23 protein-coding genes are annotated in these 24,012 nt (G+C 63.3%); 17 read left to right on the top strand and 6 right to left on the bottom strand.

What is annotated here, in order from left to right; genetic code table 11:
• The first annotated feature begins 30 nt into the window (after positions 1–30).
• The 10 genes from PWG15_RS10810 to PWG15_RS10765 all read left to right on the top strand — a co-directional run bounded on the left by PWG15_RS10810 (position 31) and on the right by PWG15_RS10765 (position 9,414).
• Positions 31–591, top strand: a complete 561-nt coding sequence (locus tag PWG15_RS10810; protein WP_275019770.1) for a hypothetical protein — start codon at positions 31–33, stop codon at positions 589–591.
• Positions 592–663: 72 nt separating this feature from the next.
• Entirely contained in the window at positions 664–1,653 is a 990-nt protein-coding gene (locus PWG15_RS10805) for a threo-3-hydroxy-L-aspartate ammonia-lyase (RefSeq protein WP_275019769.1), read from the top strand.
• Positions 1,654–1,984: 331 nt separating this feature from the next.
• Positions 1,985–2,647, top strand: a complete 663-nt coding sequence (locus PWG15_RS10800) for a peroxiredoxin (protein WP_275019768.1) — start codon at positions 1,985–1,987, stop codon at positions 2,645–2,647.
• A gap of 272 nt (positions 2,648–2,919) precedes the next feature.
• The gene (locus tag PWG15_RS10795) at positions 2,920–3,969 is read left to right on the top strand and encodes an MBL fold metallo-hydrolase (RefSeq protein WP_275019767.1); all 1,050 of its coding nucleotides are present in this window, start codon (positions 2,920–2,922) and stop codon (positions 3,967–3,969) included.
• Between the two features lie 69 nt (positions 3,970–4,038).
• Positions 4,039–4,254 carry a hypothetical protein gene (locus tag PWG15_RS10790; RefSeq protein ID WP_275019766.1) on the top strand — a complete coding sequence of 72 codons (216 nt, stop codon included), beginning with the start codon at positions 4,039–4,041 and terminating at the stop codon, positions 4,252–4,254.
• Positions 4,255–4,398: 144 nt separating this feature from the next.
• Positions 4,399–4,914: a metal-dependent hydrolase gene (locus PWG15_RS10785; RefSeq protein ID WP_275019765.1), complete on the top strand. Its 516-nt coding sequence runs from the start codon at positions 4,399–4,401 to the stop codon at positions 4,912–4,914.
• 131 nt (positions 4,915–5,045) lie between these two features.
• Complete coding sequence (locus tag PWG15_RS10780) at positions 5,046–6,779, top strand: methyl-accepting chemotaxis protein (protein WP_275019764.1); 1,734 nt, start codon at positions 5,046–5,048, stop codon at positions 6,777–6,779.
• Between the two features lie 567 nt (positions 6,780–7,346).
• Positions 7,347–8,261, top strand: a complete 915-nt coding sequence (locus tag PWG15_RS10775) for an ABC transporter substrate-binding protein (protein ID WP_275024402.1) — start codon at positions 7,347–7,349, stop codon at positions 8,259–8,261.
• A complete protein-coding gene (locus PWG15_RS10770) occupies positions 8,258–8,965 on the top strand; it encodes a L,D-transpeptidase (RefSeq protein WP_275019763.1) in 708 nt (235 codons plus the stop codon). Before PWG15_RS10775 ends, PWG15_RS10770 begins: the two co-directional genes overlap by 4 nt.
• A 155-nt stretch (positions 8,966–9,120) precedes the next feature.
• Positions 9,121–9,414, top strand: coding sequence for a hypothetical protein (locus PWG15_RS10765; protein WP_275019762.1), 294 nt, complete (start codon positions 9,121–9,123; stop codon positions 9,412–9,414).
• Between the two features lie 83 nt (positions 9,415–9,497).
• Here the strand turns inward: PWG15_RS10765 and PWG15_RS10760 are convergent, their stop codons facing one another.
• A complete protein-coding gene (locus tag PWG15_RS10760; protein WP_275019761.1) occupies positions 9,498–10,955 on the bottom strand; it encodes an arylsulfatase B in 1,458 nt (485 codons plus the stop codon).
• Between the two features lie 716 nt (positions 10,956–11,671).
• Between PWG15_RS10760 and PWG15_RS10755 the strand changes: the two genes are divergently transcribed.
• Positions 11,672–12,898 (top strand): RDD family protein, encoded by a 1,227-nt coding sequence (locus PWG15_RS10755; protein ID WP_275019760.1) that lies wholly within the window; start codon positions 11,672–11,674, stop codon positions 12,896–12,898.
• Positions 12,899–12,960: 62 nt separating this feature from the next.
• On the opposite strand, the gene PWG15_RS10750 is transcribed toward PWG15_RS10755, so the two are convergent.
• Both PWG15_RS10750 and PWG15_RS10745 read right to left on the bottom strand, forming a co-directional pair.
• Complete coding sequence (locus PWG15_RS10750; protein WP_275019759.1) at positions 12,961–13,563, bottom strand: class I SAM-dependent methyltransferase; 603 nt, start codon at positions 13,561–13,563, stop codon at positions 12,961–12,963.
• A gap of 152 nt (positions 13,564–13,715) precedes the next feature.
• Positions 13,716–15,353 carry an arylsulfatase gene (locus tag PWG15_RS10745; protein ID WP_275019758.1) on the bottom strand — a complete coding sequence of 546 codons (1,638 nt, stop codon included), beginning with the start codon at positions 15,351–15,353 and terminating at the stop codon, positions 13,716–13,718.
• A gap of 440 nt (positions 15,354–15,793) precedes the next feature.
• Between PWG15_RS10745 and PWG15_RS10740 the strand changes: the two genes are divergently transcribed.
• The 3 genes from PWG15_RS10740 to recX all read left to right on the top strand — a co-directional run bounded on the left by PWG15_RS10740 (position 15,794) and on the right by recX (position 18,873).
• Positions 15,794–17,023, top strand: coding sequence for an aminotransferase-like domain-containing protein (locus PWG15_RS10740; RefSeq protein ID WP_275019757.1), 1,230 nt, complete (start codon positions 15,794–15,796; stop codon positions 17,021–17,023).
• A gap of 267 nt (positions 17,024–17,290) precedes the next feature.
• Positions 17,291–18,061 carry a siderophore-interacting protein gene (locus tag PWG15_RS10735; protein WP_275019756.1) on the top strand — a complete coding sequence of 257 codons (771 nt, stop codon included), beginning with the start codon at positions 17,291–17,293 and terminating at the stop codon, positions 18,059–18,061.
• Between the two features lie 299 nt (positions 18,062–18,360).
• Positions 18,361–18,873, top strand: coding sequence for a recombination regulator RecX (recX, locus tag PWG15_RS10730; protein WP_275024401.1), 513 nt, complete (start codon positions 18,361–18,363; stop codon positions 18,871–18,873).
• Between the two features lie 21 nt (positions 18,874–18,894).
• On the opposite strand, the gene PWG15_RS10725 is transcribed toward recX, so the two are convergent.
• Together PWG15_RS10725 and PWG15_RS10720 are read right to left on the bottom strand one after the other, a co-directional pair.
• A complete protein-coding gene (locus PWG15_RS10725) occupies positions 18,895–19,362 on the bottom strand; it encodes a group III truncated hemoglobin (protein WP_275019755.1) in 468 nt (155 codons plus the stop codon).
• A gap of 193 nt (positions 19,363–19,555) precedes the next feature.
• Entirely contained in the window at positions 19,556–20,065 is a 510-nt protein-coding gene (locus PWG15_RS10720) for an NUDIX hydrolase (protein ID WP_275019754.1), read from the bottom strand.
• A 268-nt stretch (positions 20,066–20,333) separates the two neighbouring features.
• On the opposite strand from PWG15_RS10720, the gene PWG15_RS10715 reads away from it, so the two are divergent.
• The 3 genes from PWG15_RS10715 (at position 20,334) to PWG15_RS10705 (ending at position 23,532) form a co-directional block, all read left to right on the top strand.
• Positions 20,334–22,004, top strand: coding sequence for an arylsulfatase (locus PWG15_RS10715; protein WP_275019753.1), 1,671 nt, complete (start codon positions 20,334–20,336; stop codon positions 22,002–22,004).
• Positions 22,005–22,143: 139 nt separating this feature from the next.
• Positions 22,144–22,941, top strand: coding sequence for a bestrophin-like domain (locus PWG15_RS10710; protein ID WP_275019751.1), 798 nt, complete (start codon positions 22,144–22,146; stop codon positions 22,939–22,941).
• Positions 22,942–23,100: 159 nt separating this feature from the next.
• Positions 23,101–23,532 (top strand): GNAT family N-acetyltransferase, encoded by a 432-nt coding sequence (locus tag PWG15_RS10705; RefSeq protein WP_275019750.1) that lies wholly within the window; start codon positions 23,101–23,103, stop codon positions 23,530–23,532.
• Positions 23,533–23,665: 133 nt separating this feature from the next.
• Here the strand turns inward: PWG15_RS10705 and PWG15_RS10700 are convergent, their stop codons facing one another.
• A complete protein-coding gene (locus tag PWG15_RS10700; protein ID WP_275019749.1) occupies positions 23,666–24,007 on the bottom strand; it encodes a DUF6616 family protein in 342 nt (113 codons plus the stop codon).
• Between the last annotated feature and the right edge of the window lie 5 nt (positions 24,008–24,012).

Raw genomic sequence — 24,012 nt, 5'->3', positions numbered from 1 at the left:
GCAACCCTTCAGTGTGGCGGTGTGGCCTTCATGAGATCCGTTCGCATCCCTCCCCAGCTTCATGACGTGTTCGGTGAAGCGCAGCCGCCGGCCTATCTGCTGGCGATCCTCCTCTTCGGCGTTGCTGTCGCGGCCATCTTTGCGCTATCGGCAACACCAATGCTGGCGGAGCTTGCCTGGTGGCGGGCGGCACTGGCGCTCGTCCTCGTGCTCGACATCGCCGCCGGCTGCGTCGCCAATTTCACGCCCTCGACCAACGACTTCTACGCGGCGCGGCCGCGCAATCGCTGGATCTTCATCGCGATTCACTTCCATGTGGTCATTGTCGCGCTGCTCGTCGGCACCGGGCTCGGTGCTGCGGTCGCCGTCTGGGCCTATACGATTGCCGGCGCGGCGATCGTCAATCTGCTTGCGGGGCGCGGCACACAGACCTTTGTCGGCGGGCTGCTGCTAGCGGCCGGCCTTACCGGCCTGCCGTTTCTGCCTGCTCTGACGCCGCCGATGATGGTGGTGTCGGCCCTCTTCATGCTGAAGGTGCTTTTCAGCTTCGCGGTCGATCACTATTGCGCGGTTCCGCCCAAAAATGGGTAACCGGGTTGACGACCTTGCCTTGTATGGCGGTCTTCAATAGCCTCCGAAGTGGCAGGCTCAGGGAGAGACTTGATGGCAGTTTCAGCGGCAGACGAGGCATTGCGCCTTCCGACATTCGACGACGTGCAGAAGGCCCGCAACCGCATTGCCGGGGTCGCCCACCGAACGCCTGTTCTGACCTCGCGCACGGCGGACGCTGCCAGCGGGGCACGGCTTTTCTTCAAGGCGGAAAATTTCCAGCGCGCCGGCGCCTTCAAGTTCCGCGGTGCCTACAATGCGATCGCGGCGCTGCAGGAAAGCGGCCAGAAGCGGGGCGTCGTCGCCTTCTCCTCCGGCAACCATGCGCAGGCGATCGCCTATGCCGCACGGCTGCAGGGCGTTGCCGCGACGATCGTAATGCCGAAGGATGCGCCCGAAATGAAGGTGGCGGCGACCCGTGGCTATGGCGCCGATGTCGTGTTCTATGACCGCTATACCGAGGACCGGTCGGCAATCAGCGCAAAGCTGGCGGCCGAGCGCGGCGCCGTCCTCATCCCGCCCTTCGACCATCCGGACGTGATCGCCGGGCAGGGCACGGCGGTCCTGGAACTGATCGAGGAGGTGGGCGAACTCGACCTGATCGTGACGCCGCTCGGCGGCGGGGGCCTGCTCGCCGGTACGGCACTCAGCGCCAAAGAGCGTTCGCCCGGAGCGGTCATCGTCGGGGTCGAGCCGGAGGCCGGCAATGACGGCCAGCAGTCGCTCAGGAAGGGCGAGATCGTTCATATCCCGGTACCGAAATCGATCGCCGACGGCGCGCTGACCAACCATATCGGCGAGCACAATTTCCCGATCCTCAAGCGCGATGTCGGCGAGATCGCCACGGTGAGCGACGCCCAGCTCGTCGAGACCATGCGCTTCTTTGCCGAGCGCATGAAGATGATCGTGGAGCCGACCGGCTGCCTGGCGGCGGCGGCGGTGCTGCAGGGCGTGCTTCCCTGTGCCGGGCAAAGAGTGGGCATCGTGATCAGCGGCGGCAATGTCGATCTCGCGACGTTCTGCGCCCTGCTGCAGGAAAGCTAGGTTCCTTCAAGCCGGACGCCAGGAGGGCGCGCCGGAGTGCGATCTGACGGCCATGGCGCCCGTCTTTCCGGTTGCCTTAAACGGCAAAAGTGGCACACTGGGCCTCGCGCCTTGGCGCCGGGCTTTCCGGCGCGATCCATGGCCACTGTAATGATTTGATTTTCTAAAGGAATTTTTCCTCCGCGCGGCCGTCGCCGGAGCGTAAACAATGGACGAAAGCAGAGGATTGCAGCGGCCTTTCGGCACCTTGCCGGACGCGGCGCTGTCAAGAAAATAGAGTGCTCCCATCGCGCCCGGGCGGGCGCAGCGCTCACACACATTGGAGGGTATCGTGACGCTTGCAATCAATGACCTCGCACCGGACTTCGAGGTCGGAACGACCGATGGCACGATCCAGTTTCACGACTGGATCGGCGACTCCTGGGCGGTCCTGTTCTCGCACCCCAAGGACTACACGCCCGTCTGCACCACCGAACTCGGCTACATGGCGCGCATCAAGCCGGAATTCGACCGGCGCGGCGTCAAGATCATCGGGCTTTCGGTCGATCCGCTCGACCGCCATGCCGGCTGGGCCGCCGACATCGAGGAAACGCAAGGCCATGCGCCGAACTTCCCGATGATCGCCGACGTCGATTACACCGTGTCGAAGCTCTACGGCATGCTGCCGGCGCCGGTTTCCGGCGACCCGACCAAGCGCACGCCGGCCGACAACCAGACAGTGCGCAACGTCTTCGTCATCGGTCCGGACAAGAAGATCAAGCTGGTTCTCATCTATCCGATGACCACCGGCCGCAACTTCGACGAGGTGCTGCGCGTGATCGACTCGCTGCAACTGACCGCCAAGCACAAGGTGGCCACACCGGTGAACTGGAAGCAGGGCGACGACGTCATCATCGCCGGCTCCGTCAGCGACGAGGATGCCCGCAAGGTCTATCCGGAAGGCTGGAAGGCTCCGAAGCCCTATATCCGCATCGTGCCGCAGCCGAAGGGCTGAGACTGGGCCGACACGTATCGGTGCGGCGTGGCGAGGGGATGCCCCTCATCCGCGCGGCGAGGCAAATAGGCTTCAACCGTGTGGTAAGGAAAATGCCCCTCATCCGCCTGCCGTCCCTTCTCCCCGCTAGCGGGGCGAAGGGACGGCGCCGCGCTCTCGAGTTACCCTCTCCCCGCTCGCGGGGAGAGGGCCAGGGCGAGGGGCTCTTCAGTTCCCCGACTGCCTGATGGCCCCAATTGGAAGCCGCGTTATCGTCAGCCAAGGAGCCGCCGATGATCTTCCGTCAATTGTTCGACAGCGTATCCGGCACCTACACCTACCTGATCGCCAGCCGGCAGGGCGGCGAGGCGCTGATCATCGATCCGGTGCTGGAAAAGGTCGAGCGCTACCTGCAGCTCGTCCGCGAGCTCGACCTGAGGCTGGTCAAGGCGGTCGATACCCATCTCCATGCCGACCACATCACCGGTCTCGGGGCGCTGCGCGACCAGACCCATTGCATCACCGTGATGGGCGAACAGACGGCGGCCGACGTCGTTTCCATGCGGGTGGCGGAGGGGGACCGGGTGTCGATCGAGGGTCTGAGCCTCGACGTGCTCTATACGCCCGGGCACACCGACGATTCCTATTCCTTCCTGATGGGCGGCGACATGGGCCGGCGGGTGTTTACCGGCGATACGCTGCTCATCCGCGGCACCGGGCGCACGGACTTCCAGAACGGCGACCCGCGCCAGCAGTATGACTCGATCTTCAACAAGCTCCTGAAGCTGCCGGACGAGACGCTCGTCTATCCGGCGCACGACTACAAGGGCGACACGGTCTCGACCATCGGCGAAGAGAAGCACTTCAACCCGCGCTTGCGGGTGAAATCCGTCGACGAATATGTCGACCTGATGAACAACCTCAACCTGCCGAACCCGAAGATGATGGATGTGGCAGTGCCGGCCAACGTTCACATCGGCCTGCACCAGGACGAAATCGCGCGGCGCGGCTGGGCGCTTTCGGCAAAGGAGGCGCTGGCGCTCTGCGGCCGGGCGAAGATCGCGCTCGTCGATCTGCGCGAGAAGGCGGAGCGGGAAAAGCACGGGGTCATTCCCGGTTCGCTGCACGCGCCCTATCCGGACCTCGAGCAGAACATTGCCTCGGGCGGCATACTGCACGAACTGGCAGCGGCAACCGGCAAGCGCATCGTCTTCTACTGTGCCTATGGTGAGCGCTCCGCCATGGCCGTGGAGGCCGCCCAGGCGGCCGGCCTCATCACCGCCTGCCATATCGAGGGCGGCATCGCCGCCTGGAAGAAGGCGGATGGGCCAGTGACGCATTGACGTCCGGCGCATTGACGCCGGGCGCGGGCGCGCCATCTCATAGGAGCGTACAAAGAGCAGGGGCCGGCCATGCACAAGTTTTCCGTCAGTGTTGCCAGGGAGTTCGAGGCCGATAGTGCCGAGGAAGCAGCACTTCTGATGTATCAGTTTCTCACCCGCGAACCTGCGCCGCTCTCCTACACCGTTACCGATGCAGCCAAGGACACGACCAGCCTGACGCTCGACCGGGAAGCGGCGGACGAATTCGCCAGCATCGATCACACGGCAGATCCCGGAAACTGGTAGCGTTTCGGCGAGCACCGGCGGCTGTGGGCTACGGCCACAAATCCGACATGTTCGGTTGCAAATCGTCAAAAATTCGCGTCAAGGCGGTGCGTGTCGCATGTGGCGCGCGGCGCTGTCGGCTCGCGCTTCTGGAGGAGACCCGTCTTGTTCATTGCCCATCTGCCGGCAGGCTATCTGCTGAGCCGTCCCTTCGCGCGTCGCAATCCCCAGCAAGCCCGCGCCATCCTCGGCGTCGAGTTGTTCTGTTCCGTGCTGCCGGATTTCGATCTCGCCTATTTCTACCTGGTCGACCAGCGCCGCACGCCGCATCACGATTACTGGGTACACACTCCGGTCTTCTGGCTTGCGGTGGCCGCGGCCGCGGCAGTTCTGCTCGTGGCCACCGGTCGACGCAGGCAGCTGATCCTCGTCGGCGTCGGTCTCCTGAGCGTGCTGATGCATCTGGCGATGGATTCTATCGCTGCCGATATTCGCTGGCTCTTTCCCGTCTCCGACCTGCGGTTGAACCTCGTGCACGTGCCGGCGCTCTATCAGCCCTGGTATCTCAATTTCCTGCTGCATTGGTCCTTCGCGCTCGAAATGCTGATCGTGGCGCTGGCGGCGGGTCTGGCGGTCGGCGATATCCGGACGCGGCGCCCGGCGGAGGCCGGGCTGGTTTGAACGTGTGAGGCGTTTCAGGCGGTTTCCAAAGCGATCGTTTTCGAAAACGATCGCTTAAGGAATTTATCATACGAATAGCTACAATTCGCATGTATCCCTTTTCGATTTGTTAGCTATAGGTCTCGCCCTCCATGACTGGCCTGCCGTCTCTTTTTTCGTCCGATGCCAAAGCCATGCTCGATGCGATCAATCGGTCGCAGGCGATCATCGAATTCGATCTCACCGGCAATATCCTGACCGCCAACGAGAACTTCTGCCGCGCCATGGGCTATGAGCTCAACGAGATCGTCGGCCGCCATCACCGCATGTTCGTGCTGCCGGAGGAGGCGGCGTCGGCCGTCTATCGCGAATTCTGGGCGCGCCTTGCCCGCGGTGAATACGACCGCCAGCAATACAAGCGCATCGGCAAGGGTGGCCGCGAGATCTGGATCGAGGCCTCCTACAATCCTGTATTCAGGGGCAAGAGGCCCTACAAGGTGGTGAAGTTCGCGACCGACATCACCGCGACGAAGGCGAAGAGCACCGACGATCAGGGCAAGATCGACGCGCTGTCACGCGCTCAGGCGATCATCGAGTTCACGCCTTCGGGCGAGATCATCACCGCCAACGAGAACTTCCTGAAGACGATGGGCTACGAACTCAGCGAGATCGTCGGGCGGCATCACTCCCTGTTCTGCGAGCCGGACTATGCCCACTCGCCCGAATATGCCGCCTTCTGGCGCGATCTTTCGACGGGCCGCTTTGCCACCGACCAGTTCATGCGCGTCGGCAAGGGTGGGCGAAAGGTCTTCATCCAGGCCTCCTACAACCCGATCCTCGACGATGCGGGGCGGGTGCTGAAGGTCGTGAAGTTCGCGCTCGACGTTTCCGATCGCGTGCTTGCGGTGAAGGAGATCGGCGCCGGCCTTGGGCGCCTTGCCGAATGCAATATCCGCATGACGCTGGACGAACCCTTTGTCGGCGAACTCGAAAGCCTCAGGCGCGATTTCAACACCTCGATCGGTATGTTCCAGGAGACGCTTTCGGCGGTACTGCGCCAGACCCGCGAGCTGAACGACAACAGCCACGAGATGAAGGATGCGGCCGAGCATCTGTCTGAACGCACGCGCCAGCAGGCAAGCGCGCTGGAGCAGACCTCGGCGGCGCTCGAGCAGGCGACCGTTTCCGTGCGCACCTCCACCGAGAACACGCAGCAGACGCGCACGCTCGTACAGAGCGCGCGCCAGTCAGCCCATGCCTCGTCCGGCGTGGTGCGTGATGCGGTGACGGCAATGCAGCGCATCAAGGCGGCGTCCGAGGAGATCAGCCAGATCATCGGCGTGATCGACGAGATCGCCTTCCAGACCAATCTTCTGGCGCTGAACGCCGGCGTCGAGGCGGCGCGGGCCGGTGATGCCGGCAAGGGTTTTGCCGTCGTCGCCTCGGAAGTGCGCGAGCTCGCCCAGCGCTCGGCCAAGGCCGCCAAGGAGATCAAGGATCTCATCCACAACTCGGTGACGGAGGTGGCCGAAGGCGTTCGCCTCGTCGGCAATACCGGCAGTGCTCTTGAGGAGATCGAGAATTTTGTCGCCGCGATCGACGCTCGGATCGAGGCGATTGCGACGGCTGCGACCGAGCAGACGGCCGGTCTCGGCGAAATCAACGTGGCGGTGAACGACATCGACGCGATGACGCAGAAGAACGCCGGCATGGTGGACCGCACCGCCGATGTCAGCGTCCGGCTGGCGGAAGGCGCACAGAGGCTGACCGAACTCGTCAATCGCTTCCAGCTCAACCGCCGCGCTGAGCGGCGTGAAGCGGGCACGGAGGCGGCGAGCCGCGGCATTGGCGAACGGCGTCGCACCGGCGACGCACGGGCCGCCTGAGGCTATATAGCGGGACGTGCGGGGTAGTCATGCCCTGCCGTCACCGGGCAGGCGGGCCGGGGGTGCGACCCGCCTCATCCCTTTTCTTGCTGCCAACCATGCCCGCGAGGCGGAGCCGCAGGCGCCACGAACTGCGAAATGCAAAGCGTCCGCTCTCGCGCGGCGCTGAGGCGCGAAGGCCGACGAAGAGGCCCGCCCATGCAACGTGTGGTGTAGCCAGATCGTTGACGAAGGCCGCCATTCTATGCATCCTGCCGGCCGAGAAACGAGATGCCGGCGGACGGCACAGGGACTTCGTGTCTTGTCGGACGCGCAAAGGTCGCTGCACCACTTGGATACCAGGCATCTATCCGCTTTTCATCGATCCAGTTGAAAGCGGGACGTTCCAGGGGCCGGACGGCTCATCGACAAGCCTGGCATTCGCATAGCCGCGGCGCGCACCTGGCGTTGCCCCGGGACTTGGACGCATTCCTGATACGCATTCACGACGTCATTCGCATCGATCAATCGAGGCCGGAGGGGACTGTGAAGGGAAAGTCGAGGTTTCTGCCAGCAGTGCTGGCTGTCATGCTTGCCGCATCCGTGACCGTGCCGGCCGCCGCCGCCGATCTGGTGATCGCCATGCCGAACTGGCCGTCGGGCCAGGCAACGGCCAACATCCTGAAGGTCGGTATCGCCAGGAAGTTTGGCCTCGATGCCGAGGTCAAGGAGCTCGGCACGCTCAATGCCTTCGTCGGCTTCGAGACGGGCACGGTCGATATCCAGCCTGAGGTCTGGCGGCCGAATTTCGAGGATGTCGTGCGCAAATACGTGACCGACAAGGGTGTCGGCCAGCTGACGGAACGCAGCGTGCCGGCCTGGCAGGGACTTTGCGCCACGCCGGAAGCCGCCGCGACGATCAAGACGGTCGCCGATCTCAGCGATCCTGAGAAAACCAAGATCCTCGACACCGACGGCGACGGCAAGGGCGAGATGTGGATCGGGGCTGCGACCTGGCTTTCGACCGGCATCGAGCGGGCGCGTGCTGCCGGCTACGGCTATGGCGAAACCCTGACGCTGTTCGAGGCGGAAGAGGAAGTGGCGATGGCGGCGGTGGATGCGGCGGTCGCGACCGCGCGGCCGATGGTGTTCTACTGCTACGCGCCGCATCACGTGTTCGAGCTGCACCAGATCGTCAGGCTCGAAGAGCCGCCGCACGATGCCGCCAAGTGGAAGATCGTGCCGCCGAGCGACCCGCTCTGGGTCTCGAAGTCCAGTGCCTCGACCGCCTGGGAAGCGGCGCATTTCCAGATCGCCTATGCCACCGCCTTCGGCAAGAAACACCCCGACATCGCGAAGTTCCTGGAGAAGGTGGATTTCTCGCCGGAGGAAGTGACGAAGATGAGCTATGCGCTGGAGGTCGAGCGGCAGGCGCCGGCCGACTTTGCCAAGAAATGGGCCGAGGACAACGCAGCGCGCATCGACGGGTGGGCCAAGCCATGACCGCGACATCTGACCATAACCGTCTCGTCAGCAAGGATCAGCCCGCATGGACGCGGCGCAAGCTCGGTGCGGCCGTTCTTGCCGCCGCCCTCTGCTTCGGGCCGCTGGCGGCACTTGCGCAGACGCAGATCTATGACGCCCGCACCAGGAAGTGGGTGAACTACGACAAGAAGAAGGCGCGGCAATACTTCGCCCGCAACAACCAGCTGCCGGAGGCCTTCCGCCGTCAGGTGGTGCCGTTCCGCACGGCGGAGCAGCCCGGCACCATCATCATCGATGGCAATCAGCATTTCCTCTACCTCGTGCAGCCGGGCGGCCAGGCGATCCGCTACGGCATCGGGGTTGGCCGCGAGGGCTTCGGCTGGGCCGGCATCGTGCGCGTCGGACGGACGGCCGAATGGCCGACCTGGACGCCGCCGGCAGAGATGGTGGCGCGCGACCCGAATGCAGCCAAATGGGCGGCCGGCATGCCCGGCGGGCCGGACAATCCGCTCGGCGCCCGCGCGCTCTATCTCTACGAGGGCGACCAGGACACGATCTACCGCATCCACGGCACGGTGGAGCCGTGGACGATCGGGCTCGACGTCTCCTCCGGCTGCATCCGCATGAACAATGACGACGTCGTCGACCTGCATTCCCGCATCGCGATCGGCGCCAAGGTGATCGTGCTGATGCAGGGGGCGGCACTCTACAAGGGTGTCTGAGGCACGGGCGCAGGCCTCGCTCTGAGGGGCCGTGCTGAGGCGCCCTGATGAATTCGGCCAGCCGTTTGGGGGCAGCGTGGTGGCCGTGAAGGAAAGCACGGACAGGCACAAGATCGAAAGGGGAGGATTGCGTGGTGAGCGTGGGGATATTGCGTATGAAAGGCCATGTTCTGGCGCTGGCGGCCTTGGCCGCGATCAGCGGCTGCCAGTCGGCGCCAAAGCCGGAGGATATGGCGCGCACCAGCCTGCAGACGGCGCCGGCCGACCTGCAGTTGCTTTGCGCCCATGCCGCCGCCGGCGCGGCACAGGTCGACAGCAGCAAGGTTCTGCCGACGAGTTCCAGGGCGCTGGACGCGACCTCCTATAGCGTCGATCTCGACGCAGGCGGCCGCAAGTTCAACTGCATCGTCGATACGGCCGGAAGCGTGAAATCGGTGACGCCGATTTAAGCGGCGTGGACGCCGAGAGCGTGATCAATCTCCGAGGCTGAACAGCGTCGCCGGATCGGCGACGACCGGCGGCGCATAGAAGGTCAGCCGTATGCATCCATGAGAAGCAGGGGCTGGACCATCTCGCCGGCAAGGCTGGTAATCCAGTCCTGAAGCTCGCGCACCTTGTCGGCGTTCCCCGCCGAAAGATCCTTGGTCTCGGACGGGTCGGCGGCCAGGTCGAAGAGTTCGAGCCTGGAGGGCAGGGCTGCCTTCCACACAAACTTCCAATTGTCCTTGCGCACGGCGCCCGCCATCGGATCGACATTGTAGACCAGTTCCCCGCGTGGCGAAGGCTTGCCTTCGCTCAAGGCCGGCCAGAGGTTCATGCCGTCGAGCGGCTTGTTCTTGCCAAGCGGCGCGCCGGCGATCGCAGCCAGCGTCGGGTACATGTCGACGACATGGACCATGCCGCCGACTTTGCCCGGCTTGATCCTCTCGGGCCAATTGGCAAGCGCTGCCACGCGGGTGCCGCCTTCGTAGAGCGTGCCCTTGCCGTCGCGCAACGGGGCGTTGCTCGCCGGCAATCCGCCGCTGACCTTGCTGTCGCCGGCAAAGAGCGAGCTCGTCACGCCGCCATTGTCGCTGTGAAAGACGATCAGCGTGTTGTCGCGCATGCCGCGCTTTTCGAGGGCCGTCAGCAGCTTGCCGATGCCATCGTCGAGCACGGAGATCATCGCCGCATAGGCGCGGCGGTTTTCATCCGCGATGTGTTTGTAGCGGTCGAGATAATCCTCGGGCGCCTGGAACGGCGTGTGCGGCGCGGTGAAGGCGAGGTAGAGGAAGAGCGGTGCTGCGGGATCGTGCCCTTCCACCACCCGCACCGCCTCGTCGCCGAAGAGCGTGTTGTCGAAACCGTTTTCCTCGAGCGGCTTGTTGTCTCGGTACCAGTCCTTCACGCCATGGGAGGAATGCTTGAAGTGGTCGATCTCGCCGACCAGCGCACCGTAGAAGGTGTCGAAGCCACGCTGCTTCGGCCAGTATTCCACCTTGGCGTGGCCGAGATGCCATTTGCCGACGAGCGCGGTCCTGTAGCCGGCGTCCTTCATGGTCTGAGACAGCAGGTACTCATCGAGCGCCAGCCCGTAGGAGCCGGGTGAGGGGATGACCCCGGTCTGCAGCCCGTAGCGCAAGGGGTAGCGGCCGGTGAGGAACGCGGCGCGCGTCGGCGTGCACATCGGCTGGGTGTAGAATGCGTCGAAGGTCACGCCGGTCTCGGCGAGCCTGTCGAGATTGGGCGTCTTGATGTCGGAGCCATGAAAGCCGACATCGGCAAAGCCGAGATCGTCGGCGATGATGTAGACGACGTTCGGCGGCGCCGCGCCATTGGCGAGGACCGGGCTTGGCGAGAGGGCGGCAAGGCAGGCCGGCATGCCGACGGCTGCGGCAAACGCCGCGCCGCTCATGAGCGCTTCGCGCCGCGTCAGGCCGCTTCTAACCTTGCCGGCTGCAATCGTTTCGCCGCCACCTGCGCGGGCGTTGTTCGCTTGCAGTTCAGACATCCCGCACCCCCTGGAAAATAGACCCTGCCGGCCGGCGGATCTTTCATTCAATATCGCTAATATCTACATCTTCCGGTAGCGCCGTCAATCGGTTTGCCGGAGCGCCGGTGCCGGGATTTTTCCCTTGGCCGTTTCCACCGAGAGGGCACGCGACGGCAGGCGCGAGCAGGCGAGCGGGCCTGCGAACGGGCTGGCATGCCTTTGACCATTGAAGGAAATCAAGCTCTTCGGCTTGCACCTTCGAGCGTCGAATTTTGGGTTGCAACCTGTCTTGATGGTGAAGTCGCTATTGTGCGCTGCCAAAATGAATTTGCTGCATAGCAATAATATTTCCGAGTAGTGACGATTGAATAGAAGTATATCTGCGCATGCTTCTTCCAAATCGTGGAAATATGTGCTCTCATAGGTTTAGTTGGAAGGAGGAAATGCCATGCTCTCATTCTTTGAGCACTTCGCACTTTTCGACGCCTTGATCGTTGCTGCGATCTGCACGCTGCTGATCCTGAGTTACTTCAGCCGCGAGGCCTGATACGCCAGGATCGCACGCAGGCTGCTACCGGTCCGGAGCGGTCGGCCGATTTCGCTCAAGCGCGCCAGGTCTATCCTCGTGGCGACGGCGAGCGGCGACAACTCTTGGCATATTCCTTTTCGATTTTCACAACTTTACCGCTGCTGGTGTCTTTGCTAATCGTCCCGCGTTGCAAGGGGACGACGGCATGGCAGCTTGGTACTATATGGCGGGACCAGATCAACATGGGCCTGTCAGTGACGACGAGATTCGCGCGCTCGTTCGGGATGGCAAGGTTGTAGCGCAGACCTTCGTCTGGCGCGAAAGCGTTGAAGATCGGCATCCGGCCGGAAGTCATCCTGATCTTACCGATGCCTTCGCAGCGCTGCCCAATCGGCCGGCCACGCCGGGCGCCGCCGAACCCATCGCCGAAGCGGCAACCGTCTTGCCAAGGTCAACCGTCAACTCCCGGCCCTGGCCGCGGTTTTGGGCGCGCTTCATCGATAATTTCCTCTTTGTCCCGCTGCTCGCCGCGGGCATCGGCGTGTGGGCTGTTTTCTACGCGCCGAGTATCTATCTGCGAGTCGTCTCTGTACCCGGTGTCCTTTTCGGATTGATGTTGTTGCCCCTGGTCGCGCTGGTGCTGGCGATCAGCATGGCGATCACGGGGACCACGCCGGGCAAGGCAATCATGGGCGTCCGCGTTCCCGTACCGGCCGGTCACGACCGCTTCTCGTTTTTCCTGGGCAGAGAGTTCATGGTGTGGGTGGTGGGCTTGGGATTGGGTATTCCCTTGGTTTCACTGTTCACGCAAATCCGACAGCACCGCCGCCTCGCCTTGGGGCAGCCCGCGAGCTATGACAACGGCAACCCGGCTGTTGTTGCTGATCCCTCGCAGTTTCGTTTCGGGGTCGCACTCCTCGTTGCCGCTGCGCTGTTCATCGGCATCTCCGTGCTGGGCATGGAAGAACGGGAGTCGGAGAGGAATATCCGCGCTACCCAGTCCTGGTCCAATCCGATGACGCAGAGGGTGGCTACCATCGGAGCGTCATGGCAGCCGGAGGAACTCGACGTCGATGGCGGTCGCGCCTTCTACTTCTTCTCCGCCGAACTTCTGTCCGAGGGGGTCCTCGGTCACGAACAGCTTCCGTCCGACGGCATCGAAACCGCCATCTATGCGGATGCGCTCGAGAGCGCCTTGGCTTCTGATATCGAGATCACCTCTCCGTGGCTGCCAGTCACAGTGCTCGACGTGGCGGCTTTGCGGGCAACGGGCAAGGCTGTGGGTGCAGAGGATACGCGTGTTGAAGTGACGGTGGCCGTCAGTGGACGCGACGCATGGAGAACGTTGGTCTACACCCGAGGAAGTTCGAAGGAGCAACAGGCGGAGATGAAGGGGTTTGTCGACGCTATGTTTGCAACGACGACGAAATAGCCACCGCTTGCGTCGGGTTGGACCAGGCACGCATTTTCAAAGATGCTGGCGCTGAGCGCGCCTCAGGCCGCTCGGCGTGCGGCCACATGCAGCCAGCGGGTCGGCTCGCCGTCATAGCCGCCGCCGTCGGCCGCGCTGATATCGACCTGCGACCAGCCCGTTTCCTCGAAACAGAAACGCAGCCAGTCGGGTGACGGGTAGTTGTAGTAGCGTCCGAAACGGTCGTGGCCTTCCGCGTCTCCCGCCTTGACGCTCGCTTGCAGAATGCCGCCCGGCCGGAGCGCCCGGTGAATGCGGGCGAGCACATCGCCGAGTTCGGCGCGCGGCACATGCAGAAGCGACGCTTCCGCCCAGATGCCGTCGAACCGTCCCAGCCAATCGATCTCCTGAAACCTGACGACCTCGACCTTGCGGCGGATCCGGTGTTCCGCTTCGCGCGCCAGTTCCGCCGAGCCGTCACAGGCGGTGACGTCGAGACCGTGCTCCAGCATGGCAACACTGTCGTGTCCGCCGCCGCAGCCGAGATCGAGCACCGCGGCACCCGGCGGAAGTTGCCGCATGAAGGCGCCGAGCCGCTCGGTCGGTGGCTTGCGGTCGCGCGCCGCATAGGTCGCCGCATGATCGCGGTAGAAGGCGAGGGTGTCGTCGGAGTCTGCTTGCGTCATCAGTCACCCTTCCGAAGCGTTGCCTCGAAGGTGTAGCGCGATTCCGTGCGATTGGAAGCCGGCGGGGAGGGCGTGCCATTTCCCCGCATCAACGGCCAAATCCCCCCGCAAGCGCTGTTGCTTGTGGGGGAAGAATGCAATGGCAATGCCGCCTACTGCTTGGTGTTCGACAGCTTGTCCATCACCTCATCGAGGTTGAAGCTTGCCGGCTTCTGGCGGATCGGGAACTCCTTGAAGCTTTCGAGCCATTTGGCGACGAGCGCCTGGGAAGGCACGACGAGGAAGGCGCGTTCAGCCATCCAGCGGTCATATTCGAAAGATTCAGGCCCGCGTTCGTAGGGGTCCGCCCTGAGATTGAAGACCAGCGGAATGCGCAGATTGGTGAACTCGCGCTGCCACACGCCGAAGCCGGTGTTTTCCTGGATCTTGAAGCCCAGCTTCCAGTCCTGCACGCGGACGGCGACGAGTTCGCCATCGTCGTTCCAGTAGAGGAATTCTCGCCGTGGCCCGTCGGTGACCTCGCCGCGGAAGAAGGGCATCAGGTTGTAGCCGTCGAGATGAACCTTGAAGGTCTTGCTGCCGGCCTGGTAACCGGTCAGGCATTTGGCGACGACATCCGGCTCTCCGGCGGCAGCGCAGAATGTCGGAATGAAGTCGTAGTGCGAGAATATGTCGTTGTAGATCGTGTTCGGCTTGATCACGCCCGGCCAGCGGATCAGCGTGGGCACGCGGTAGCCGCCTTCCCAGTTGGTGGCCTTTTCGCCGCGGAAGGGTGTCGTGCCGCCGTCCGGCCAACTCATCACCTCGGCGCCGTTGTCGGTGGTGTAGACGACGATGGTGTTGTCGAGCACGCCGAGATCTTCGAGCTTCTTCAGGAGTTCGCCGACCATGCCGTCATGTTCCACCATGCCGTCGGGATAGACACCCTTGCCGGTCTTGCCCTGAGATTCCGGCTTCAGATGGGTGAAGATATGCATGCGGGTGGAGTTGAAGTAGCAGAACCACGGCTTCTGGGCGTTGTGCTGGCGGTCGATGAAATCGAGCGCGGCCGCCAGGAACTCGCTGTCGACGGTTTCCATGCGCTTGCGGGTCAGCGCGCCCGTATCCTCTATGCGGCCATCGGCATAGGAATGGATGACGCCGCGCGGACCAAAGCGCTTCTTGAATTCGGGGTTCTTCGGATAATCGGGGTTCTCCGGCTCCTCTTCGGCGTTGAGGTGGTAGAGGTTGCCGAAGAACTCGTCGAAGCCGTGGGCAGTCGGCAGGAATTCGTCCTTGTCGCCGAGATGGTTCTTGCCGAACTGGCCGGTGGCGTAGCCCTGCGCCTTCAGCAATTCGGCAACGGTCGGGTCTTCCGCCTGCAGGCCGATGTCGGCGCCCGGCAGGCCGACCTTGGTCAGGCCCGTGCGGATCGGCGACTGGCCGGTGATGAAGGCGGCGCGCCCGGCGGTGCAGCTCTGCTCGCCGTACCAGTCGGTGAACATGGCGCCTTCGTTGCCTATGCGGTCGATGTTGGGCGTGCGGTAGCCCATCATGCCGCGGTGATAGATGCTCGGATTGAACCAGCCGATATCGTCGCCCATGATCATCAGGATGTTCGGCTTGCCGCTGCTTCCGGCGCCAGATGCCGTCGATTGCTGTGCGTGGACCGCGGGGGCGGACACGGTGAGTGCTGCGGCGGCGAGCGCACTGCCGCCGAGCAAGAGGTCGCGGCGGCTGACGCTCAAGCATGGTTCGTCTTTTGGATGATCGGTCTGCTCGGGATGATCGGGTACCGGATGCTTGCTCATGGCACATCGCTCCATATCGCCAGAGGGCTTAAGGCTTGGGTGCCGCGCAACTGCCGCGATCGGGATCGGTCCGAGGGCACATCACGTGGCACGTGAAAGTGCTACAGCGGCCGCTCTGCGTCCGACCGGACGCCCGGCGCTGTCATGAAAGACAATCGGTGGAGGCGTGACTGTGCGCCTCCTTCCCGCGGGCGGCAAGTAAGTAACGGTTACACTCCACCTTGCATTGCGCGGGACCGCATGGCATTCGGGATAACTGACGTAGCGTCAGGCGCTGGACGTAACGTGCGAGAGTGCCGAAAAGCCCGAAAAACGCACGGAATTAGGTCAATAATATTGACATAAATTAGCCGTCGTGGTCCTGTCGCTTCACCGTCTACAATGACGCGGGAGGAAGCGGAGAACCGCTTTCCGCACCATAATCTCTGAGGAAACGCCCCATGCTGGATTGGGAACACATATTCGCGACGCGCTCGAGCCGGATGCGCGCCTCGGAAATCCGCGAACTGTTGAAGCTGCTCGACCGCCCCGACATCATCTCGTTTGCCGGCGGCATTCCCGATCCGGCGCTGTTCCCGGATGCGGAATTCAAGGACGCCTATGCCGAGATCTTCTCAGGCCCGGCCGTGGGCGCGGCGCTGCAGTACTCGGTCAGCGAAGGCTACAAGCCGCTGCGCGAATGGCTCGCCAAGCAGATGGCGGCGCTCGGTATTCCCGCCGGTGTCGACAACATCTTCATCACGTCCGGTTCGCAGCAGGGCCTCGATTATCTCGGCAAGCTGTTCCTGTCGCCGAAGGATACCGCACTCGTCACCTGGCCGACCTACCTCGGCGCGCTGCAGGCCTTCAACGCCTATGAGCCGAGCTACGACCAGCTGAACCCGAACGGCAACCGCACGCCGGAAGCCTACCGCCAGACGGCATCGGAAGCGGGCGGCCGCGTCAAGTTCGCCTATCTGTCTGCCGATTTCGCCAATCCGACCGGCGAGACCGTCGACCGGGCCGGCCGCGAGCGCGTGCTGACGCTGGCCGAAGAGCTCGACATTGCCGTCATCGAAGACGCGGCCTACCAGTCGTTGCGCTACGACGGCGAGCCGGTGCCGCCGATCCTGGCGCTTGAAATCGCCAAGAAGGGCGACATCAACAACACCCGCACCATCTATTGCGGCTCGTTCTCCAAGACGCTGGCTCCGGGCCTTCGCGTCGGCTGGGTCGTTGCGTCGGACAAGGTGATCCGCAAGCTCGTCTTGATGAAGCAGGCGGCCGATCTGCATTCCTCGACGATCAACCAGATGGCGATCTGCACCGTTGCCGAGCGCGGCTTCGATCAGCAGGTGGCCAAGATCCACCGGGTCTACAAGCAGCGCCGCAACGCCATGTTGGCGGCTCTCGAAAAGTACATGCCCGAGGGCGTTTCCTGGACGAAGCCGGAAGGCGGCATGTTCGTCTGGGTGACGCTGCCGAAGGGCATGGACGGTGCGGCACTGCTGGCGAAGTCGATCGAGACGGTCAAGGTCGCCTTCGTGCCCGGCCGCGCCTTCTTTGCCGACGGCTCGGGCGAAAACACGCTGCGCGTCTCGTTCTCCTGCGCCAACGACCAGATGATCGACGAGGGCATTCGCCGTCTTGGTGACCTGGTCCGCGGCGAAGCGGCGGCGCTCGCGGCCTGAGGCCTCTTGTCTTTCGTTTTTGAGGAACGCGCTCGCTCCGGCGGGCGCGTTTTTCTTTGGGCTGGAAAAACCTTCATTTTTTGGTCAAGATGACGCATTGATCGAAGCGGGGCCTTCCGATAGACAGAAGGCGTGAAATGACCGGGCGTATCCCGGCCACGTAAGCGTTAACGTCACTCAACGCGTATGATCGAACGGCTTGAAGCGGCTTCGATCTGCGCGACTGTGTCCTGCGGATCGAGGTTTTCGAGCCCCTAAAGGATGCAAATGGACAATCCTCTCAACTATTCCAACCTTCCTCTGCCGCGCATCGAGCGTGTCCGCCATGAACTCAAGCGGCGCTCGCTGGTCGTTTCCGGCATCGAGCGTATTACGCCCGGCATGCTCAGGATCACGCTTTCCGGCGACGATCTCGCCGATTTCGTCAGCCTCGGGGCGGACGACCACATCAAGATCTTCGTGCCGGGCGCCGATGGCACTGTGGAGCACCGGGACTATACGCCCCGGCGCTACGACAACGATGCACGCATCCTGGCGCTCGATTTCGCGCTGCATGAGGCGGGGCCGGTAACCGCCTGGGCGATGAATGCGGCGGTTGGCGATCACCTCGAAATCGGCGGGCCGCGCGGCTCGGCAGTGGTCTCGGGAGATTTTCGGCGCTGGCTGCTGATCGGAGACGAAACGGCGCTGCCGGCAATCGGCCGTCGCATCGAGGAGACGCCGGCCGGCCACGCGATCACCAGCATCGCGGTCGTGACCGGACCGGACGAGCGCCAGTCGTTCCGCACCGAAGCAGCCCTTTCCACCCATTGGGCCTATCGGCCGCTGGAACAGGCAAGCGACCCTTCAGCGCTGCTCTCGGTCGTGCGCTCGGTGAAACTCGAACCCGGCACCTTCGTGTGGATTGCGGCCGAAGCCGCGGTGACGCGGGCAATCCGGGCGCATTTCGTCGAGGAGCGCGGCCTGCCGCTGACCTGGCTCAAGGCCTCCGGCTACTGGGTGAAGGGCAAGGCCGATAGCACCGAGAAGTTCGAATAGCTTCCGCGACAAACGGAGGGCCAGCGGGTCGGATGATCCGCGCGGCCCTTCCGTCGCAGCGGCACGCATGCACTCGCTTGTCCGTGCGCTCGCCGCTATTCCAGCAATAGTGGCCCGCGAAAACTGTGAGCCAGGTTGGACGCGGAATTGCCTTGGCTCGGAGAGTCAGGTCATTTCCTTCGAAGCGGCGACGATCGGATCCGGGAGGATGACCGTCGGCCGTTCGCGATCACTTCGAGGGTGGGGCAGGCTTGGACCTCAACGACGAGACAGAGCAACCGGATCAGCCGACGCCGCGCATGTATGCCTGGGCGCGCAATTCCGCCGCCTATCGCCTCCACCGCCAGATGATGACGGAGAAACAGCTTTTCGACGCGATCGCCCGCAAGGCGCGGGAGAAGTTCGAGTATATCAGCGTCAACCAGGTCGAACTGCTGGCCGCTGCCGCTGTGACCTTTGCCTATGACAACGGCGCGCTCGACGATACGGCCTATGCCGAAATCAAGACCCGCTCGGGCATGCGCAGCGGCAAGTCCAAGCGGGCGATCGCGCAGAAACTGTCGCAGAAGGGCATTGCCAAGGGCGATGTCGAGGCGGCGGTCGCGGAGGCGGACGATCTCTACGCTGCCGTGGTCCTCGCGAGAAAGCGCGCCTTCGGCCCGTTCCGCAAGGTCGATCTCGACGACAAGCGCGCGGCGAAGGAGCTCTCTGCCTTTGCCAGGGGCGGCTTCAGCTTTGAGCTGGGCAAGCGGGTCTTTTCGATGTCATTCGACGAGGCCGAGGAAATCCTGATCGTGGGCCGCGCGCTCTGACGCCAAGACAGGGCCCGGTCGTTACCCCCGTTTCAGCGCGGGGTCGTCAAGCGCGGGATTGTAGAAGAGAGAAAGCGTCAGGCTTCGGGCAATGCGCTCGGCCGTTGCCATGAACCAGGCCTTGGCTTCCTGGTTCGGCGCGATGTCATCGAGGGTGGTGGAGAAAAGCTCCAGCCATTTCGGGAAGAGATCGGGCGTCATGTTGGCGACGCCCGTATGGGCCTGCACCGGCTTGCCACCATACGCGCCGTTGCGGAAGGCGACGGCCGACCAGAAGCTTTTCATCTTTTCCATGTGCTCCGGCCAGCGGCCCGAAAGCCTGGCGTCGAAGACAGGCCCAAGCTCCGGATGGGCGAGCACGCGCGCGTAGAACGTATCGACCAGATGGCCGATGAAGGCGTCGTTGACACCGATCGCCTTCATCTCGGCTTCCGCCCGTTCGCGGATTGCCGCGACATGGGCGGCGCGGGCCTGCAATTCGTCGTTCATCTCAGTTCCTTGCCTTGGGCTCTCGGCTTTGCCGGCCTCATATAGGCGCTGGCGGCGTCGGCGCCAAAGGCCGAACTGCCGATTGCGGCAATCTGTCGTCAATGCGTGGAGAGCGTTTTCGGTGTGAGCGGTGCAGCAGACTTGATCCATCGCCCATCCGTCCGAAGGTGAACCGGTTCCCTCTCGCCGAAATTCAGCGCGGTGTGAATTCGACCAGCAGCGACTTCAGCTCGATTTCGCGGACACGGCGCGCGGCTTCGTCGGGACTGACCCAGGCAAGAATGCGCTCGCCGCGTTCCTTGAAATCATCTGCCAATTCATCGACTTCGATCTGGAAGATATCGACCACGCAGGGCACGACGTCGCCGTCGTCGAGCGATTTCAGATAGGTGTAGCTGCCGACCGGCTTTTTCCTGACCTTGCCACGCACGCCGGCTTCCTGCCAGGCCTCGATCGCTGCCGCCTCGTATGGCTTCTTGCGCTTCATCGGCCATCCCTTGGGAATGACCCATCGGGCGCTCTCACGCGACGTGACCACCAGGATTTCGATGCCGTTGCCATCTTTCGCCGGGCGGAAGCAAAGTGCGGCGATTTGCTGACGGAACGCGCCCGAAAACAGCTTCTCGGGCGAGCGCGCGAGTTGCTGCAGGAGCGTTCCGGCCTTGCCGGGCTTCTGTTCTTTGCCCTTCTTCGTCGCGCTCATGTTTTCCTTGTCAAAGGCGGCAGCGGTTCGCAGCCACACTAGTCGCAACTTCCCTTGGGGCGGAAGCGCCAGCGGCAGGAAAGGGCGGGCTGCGCCTGCTTCATCCACCAATTACTTGCCGATGATCAATTTGCGCAAGTGCCGCGCCTGCGTGCCGGCCGTGGCGCGTCGTAACTGTTACGTACTTGTCCCGCTGCTCGTGAAGCGCATCATCCGCTCAACCCGAAATCGCAATGCATTTCACCATCGTCTTACCAAGGAGATAGCGATGAGCGCGCATGACGGTAGCAAGGCCAACACCGCGACGGCCGAGAACGGTTGCGGGGCAACAGATGTCAGTCGTCGTGATCTGCTCCTAAGCGGCACGATCTTTGCCGCAGCCTCGCTGGTGGCGTCCGGCGCGTCGGTGAGCCCGGCCAAGGCCCAGCAATCCACGTCTTCCAGCGGCAAGCCGCCGAACATCCTCGTCATCTTCGGCGACGACATCGGCATTCCGCAGATCAGCGCCTATACGATGGGCCTGATGGGCTACCGCACGCCCAACATCGACCGCATTGCTTCGGAAGGCGCGATCTTCACCGACAGCTACGGCCAGAACAGCTGCACGGCCGGCCGTGCCTCCTTCATTCTCGGGCAGGAACCGTTCCGCACCGGTCTCTTGACCATCGGCATGCCGGGCGATCCGCATGGCATCCAGGACTGGATGCCGACGATCGCCGACGTGCTGAAGACCAAGGGCTATTCGACCGGTCAGTTCGGCAAGAACCACCTCGGCGACCATGACGAGCATCTGCCGACCAATCACGGCTTCGACGAGTTTTTCGGCAACCTCTATCACCTGAACGCCGAAGAAGAGCCGGAAGGCTACTTCTATCCGAAGGATCCGGAGTTCAAGAAGAAATACGGTCCGCGCGGCGTCATCAAGTCGAGCGCCGACGGCAAGATCGAGGATACCGGCGCGCTCAACACCAAGCGCATGGAGACGATCGACGAGGAATTCCTGGCCGCCGCCAAGGATTACATCGACCGGCAGGCAAAGGCCGACAAGCCGTTCTTCTGCTGGTTCAACTCGACGCGCATGCACGTCTTCACGCATCTGAAGAAGGAGTCGCTCGGCAAGACCGGCAAGGGCATCCATGCCGACGGCATGGTGGAACATGACGGTCACGTCGGCCAGCTCCTGCAGCAGCTCGACGATCTCGGTATCGCCGACAACACCATCGTGCTCTACACCACCGACAACGGCGCCGAACTGGCGCTGTGGCCGGATGGCGCCATGACCATGTTCCATGGCGAAAAGGGCACCACCTGGGAAGGCGGTTTCCGCGTGCCGATGATGGTGCGCTGGCCGGGTGTGGTAAAGCCCGGCACGCAGATCAACGAGCCGGTGACGTTGATGGACTGGCTGCCGACCTTTGCCGCTGCTGCCGGTATCGCCGACGTCAAGGAGGAGATGAAGAAGGGCTTCAAGGGTACGTCGAAGACTTTCAAGGTGCATCTCGACGGCTATGACCTGACCCAACTGCTGAAGGGCGAAGCGAAGGAGCCGCCGCGCGACTCCGTCTACTACTTCGACCAGGGCGGCAACCTCAACGCCATCCGCTGGAACGACTGGAAGCTGAGCTTCGCGATTGCCAGCCATGGCAACATCGCGACGGCCACCCGCGAGGTGCCGAGCTGGGCGATGATCTCCAATCTGCGCATGGATCCCTATGAGCGCGGGATGGAAGAGGGCGGCGGCGCCACGGACTTCCTTGCCCGCAATATCTGGCTGCTGGTGCCGATCCAGGGCAAGATCAAGGAATTCTTCTCCGACTTCAACGATTACCCGTATCAGGCCGGTAACTCGCTGAACGCCGCCGGCATCAACTACGGCATGCTTGCGCAGCAGGCAGCGATGAAGAAGCTCAACGATCTGGAGCAATTGTCGCCGCGCTAAGCGGAGCTTGGCCCCACCGCCGACGCGCGTCGGCGGTGGGAGCGCCTTTCGACGGCCACGCGGTTGGCAGCGCACCGATCCTGAACCTCATCGCCGCCTCGCCGCGTCCTGCATTCACCTCGTCTGGTCCGGGATCTCCATGGATTTTCTCATCTCGCTTGCTGAAGTCAGCATGCTTGCCTTTGCAGGCGTTCTTCTCATCGTCCAGCTTGCCGCCCACGAAATCGGCTATCGTTTCGGTGTGCGCAGCAAGGAACGGGCAGGCGGCCAGATCGAAAACGTCGGGGTCGTCGTTGCCGGCATGCTCGGGCTGCTCGCCTTCGTGCTGGCGCTGACACTCTCCTTCTCGACCACGCGCTTTACCGAGCGCCGGCAGGGCACGCTTGCCGAGGCCAACGCCATCGGCACCGCCTGGCTGCGCGCCAGGGCGATCGGCACGCCGGAAGCGCTCGATGTCGCCAAGCTGCTGGAAGACTATACCAAGGCGCGCGAGGACTTCGTGCGGGCAGGGCGCAGCAGCGATGCGCTCGCCAAGGCCAACAACGACACGTCCATGCTGCAGCAGCAGATCTGGCAGAAGGTGACGACGATCGTGCAGCAGGACCCGGATCCGATCTCCGCTTCGCTGATGTCGGCCGTCAACGAGACCTTCGACGCGAGCACGGCCGAACGCTACGCGCTCGGCATTCGCCTGCCATGGCAGATCTTCTGGCTGCTGATCGGCGTGATGGTCCTGAGCATGGGCGCGCTCGGCTATCAGTTTGGTCTGAAGGGCCGGCCGGTGCGCTTCCTGATCGTGCTCCTGACGCTGGTCTGGACCTCGATCATCGTCAACATCCTCGATCTCGCCTCAGCCAGGGTCGGCAACTTCCGAACGGATACGTCGGTCTATCAATGGACACGCCAGGGATTTGCCGGGAGCGGCACGCCGCAGTGAGATCTGGCGACGGTTTCGTTCAAGCAGTGCTGGGGGTTGTTCGACGGAGAGAGGACCCGTCGACGGGGGAAGCTGCGCGTGCTTGCAGCGATAGCCTTTTCGGCATTGCGCCGAGCGACGCCAAATCCTAGTTTCCCGCGAAACTTGCGGAACGGGACCATGCGAATTCGACCTGCGGTCAGGAACGATCATCCGGCGCTCTGCGCCATCGACAACGTTGCCGCGGTTGATCCGGCGCGAAGCGACGACATTGCCGGGTGGATCGAGCAGGGCTGTTGCCACCTGGTCGAAATCGATGGCGCGGTCGCCGCCTATGGCGTGCTGACCCGGCATTTCTTCGGTCAGGCTTTCATCGACATGCTGATGGTGGGCAACGCCCATCGTCGCCAGGGGCTCGGCGCGGCGTTGATCGCGCATTTCCAGGCGACGTGCGCCGGGTCGAAACTGTTCAGTTCCACCAACATGTCGAACCGCCCGATGCAGGACCTGCTGGTCAAGGCGGGTTTCCGGCCGAGCGGCTATATCGACAATCTCGACGAGAACGATCCGGAGATCGTCTTCTGCAGCCTCCCCAAGCCGATCCCGGCTTGAGGAGAGCGGCCGCGGGGTGAGCTCTACAGCGCCGCGCGTCTTATCAGACGCGCAAAGGTCGCTTTACCACTTTGAATTGCTGCATGGTTTGTCCTTCAATCGGCTACGATCAAAGGAAACATGCAGAAGAAGCCTATGCGGCTTCGCCGAGCTGCGTCAGGTGGCCGGCAAGATCGGTGCCTTTGCCGCCGGCGTTGATCGTGTCGAAATATTCATGCCAACCGGATTGCGCTATGCCCGACACAAGCGCTTCCAGCGCCGTCGCATCCGGGCAGCGCCACACCGCAAAGAAGGTCTGCGACGCCGCATGCAGCTTCGACTGGTCGACCTTGCCGAAGGTAATCAGCTCGACACCGAGCGCCGACAGCGCCGGCATGGCGGAGCCGATCGCGGTGAAGAACTGCTGGCGTCCCTGCCTTGAAAGGGCGAGCCAGGCCGGCTTGGCGCTGTAAAGTTCGGTCAGGTAGTGAGGCATGGTCT

It is taken from the genome of Ensifer adhaerens (assembly GCF_028993555.1).
Lineage (GTDB): Bacteria > Pseudomonadota > Alphaproteobacteria > Rhizobiales > Rhizobiaceae > Ensifer > Ensifer adhaerens_I.
The sequence above is the reverse complement of the archived record's forward strand: the minus strand, read 5'-3'. Positions and strand labels throughout refer to the sequence as shown.

Bases quoted from the DNA above. Each gene is read 5' to 3' on its own strand.
- PWG15_RS10705 (WP_275019750.1), top strand. From the start codon at position 23,101: ATGCGAATTCGACCTGCGGTCAGGAACGATCATCCGGCGCTCTGCGCC.
- PWG15_RS10795 (WP_275019767.1), top strand. From the start codon at position 2,920: ATGATCTTCCGTCAATTGTTCGACAGCGTATCCGGCACCTACACCTAC.
- recX (WP_275024401.1), top strand. From the start codon at position 18,361: ATGTATGCCTGGGCGCGCAATTCCGCCGCCTATCGCCTCCACCGCCAG.
- PWG15_RS10720 (WP_275019754.1), bottom strand. From the start codon at position 20,065: ATGAGCGCGACGAAGAAGGGCAAAGAACAGAAGCCCGGCAAGGCCGGA.
- PWG15_RS10725 (WP_275019755.1), bottom strand. From the start codon at position 19,362: ATGAACGACGAATTGCAGGCCCGCGCCGCCCATGTCGCGGCAATCCGC.
- PWG15_RS10710 (WP_275019751.1), top strand. From the start codon at position 22,144: ATGGATTTTCTCATCTCGCTTGCTGAAGTCAGCATGCTTGCCTTTGCA.
- PWG15_RS10745 (WP_275019758.1), bottom strand. From the start codon at position 15,353: ATGAGCAAGCATCCGGTACCCGATCATCCCGAGCAGACCGATCATCCA.
- PWG15_RS10765 (WP_275019762.1), top strand. From the start codon at position 9,121: ATGAAAGGCCATGTTCTGGCGCTGGCGGCCTTGGCCGCGATCAGCGGC.
- PWG15_RS10780 (WP_275019764.1), top strand. From the start codon at position 5,046: ATGACTGGCCTGCCGTCTCTTTTTTCGTCCGATGCCAAAGCCATGCTC.
- PWG15_RS10810 (WP_275019770.1), top strand. From the start codon at position 31: ATGAGATCCGTTCGCATCCCTCCCCAGCTTCATGACGTGTTCGGTGAA.
- PWG15_RS10740 (WP_275019757.1), top strand. From the start codon at position 15,794: ATGCTGGATTGGGAACACATATTCGCGACGCGCTCGAGCCGGATGCGC.
- PWG15_RS10750 (WP_275019759.1), bottom strand. From the start codon at position 13,563: ATGACGCAAGCAGACTCCGACGACACCCTCGCCTTCTACCGCGATCAT.
- PWG15_RS10790 (WP_275019766.1), top strand. From the start codon at position 4,039: ATGCACAAGTTTTCCGTCAGTGTTGCCAGGGAGTTCGAGGCCGATAGT.
- PWG15_RS10735 (WP_275019756.1), top strand. From the start codon at position 17,291: ATGGACAATCCTCTCAACTATTCCAACCTTCCTCTGCCGCGCATCGAG.
- PWG15_RS10700 (WP_275019749.1), bottom strand. From the start codon at position 24,007: ATGCCTCACTACCTGACCGAACTTTACAGCGCCAAGCCGGCCTGGCTC.
- PWG15_RS10775 (WP_275024402.1), top strand. From the start codon at position 7,347: ATGCTTGCCGCATCCGTGACCGTGCCGGCCGCCGCCGCCGATCTGGTG.
- PWG15_RS10755 (WP_275019760.1), top strand. From the start codon at position 11,672: ATGGCAGCTTGGTACTATATGGCGGGACCAGATCAACATGGGCCTGTC.
- PWG15_RS10770 (WP_275019763.1), top strand. From the start codon at position 8,258: ATGACCGCGACATCTGACCATAACCGTCTCGTCAGCAAGGATCAGCCC.
- PWG15_RS10805 (WP_275019769.1), top strand. From the start codon at position 664: ATGGCAGTTTCAGCGGCAGACGAGGCATTGCGCCTTCCGACATTCGAC.
- PWG15_RS10715 (WP_275019753.1), top strand. From the start codon at position 20,334: ATGAGCGCGCATGACGGTAGCAAGGCCAACACCGCGACGGCCGAGAAC.
- PWG15_RS10760 (WP_275019761.1), bottom strand. From the start codon at position 10,955: ATGTCTGAACTGCAAGCGAACAACGCCCGCGCAGGTGGCGGCGAAACG.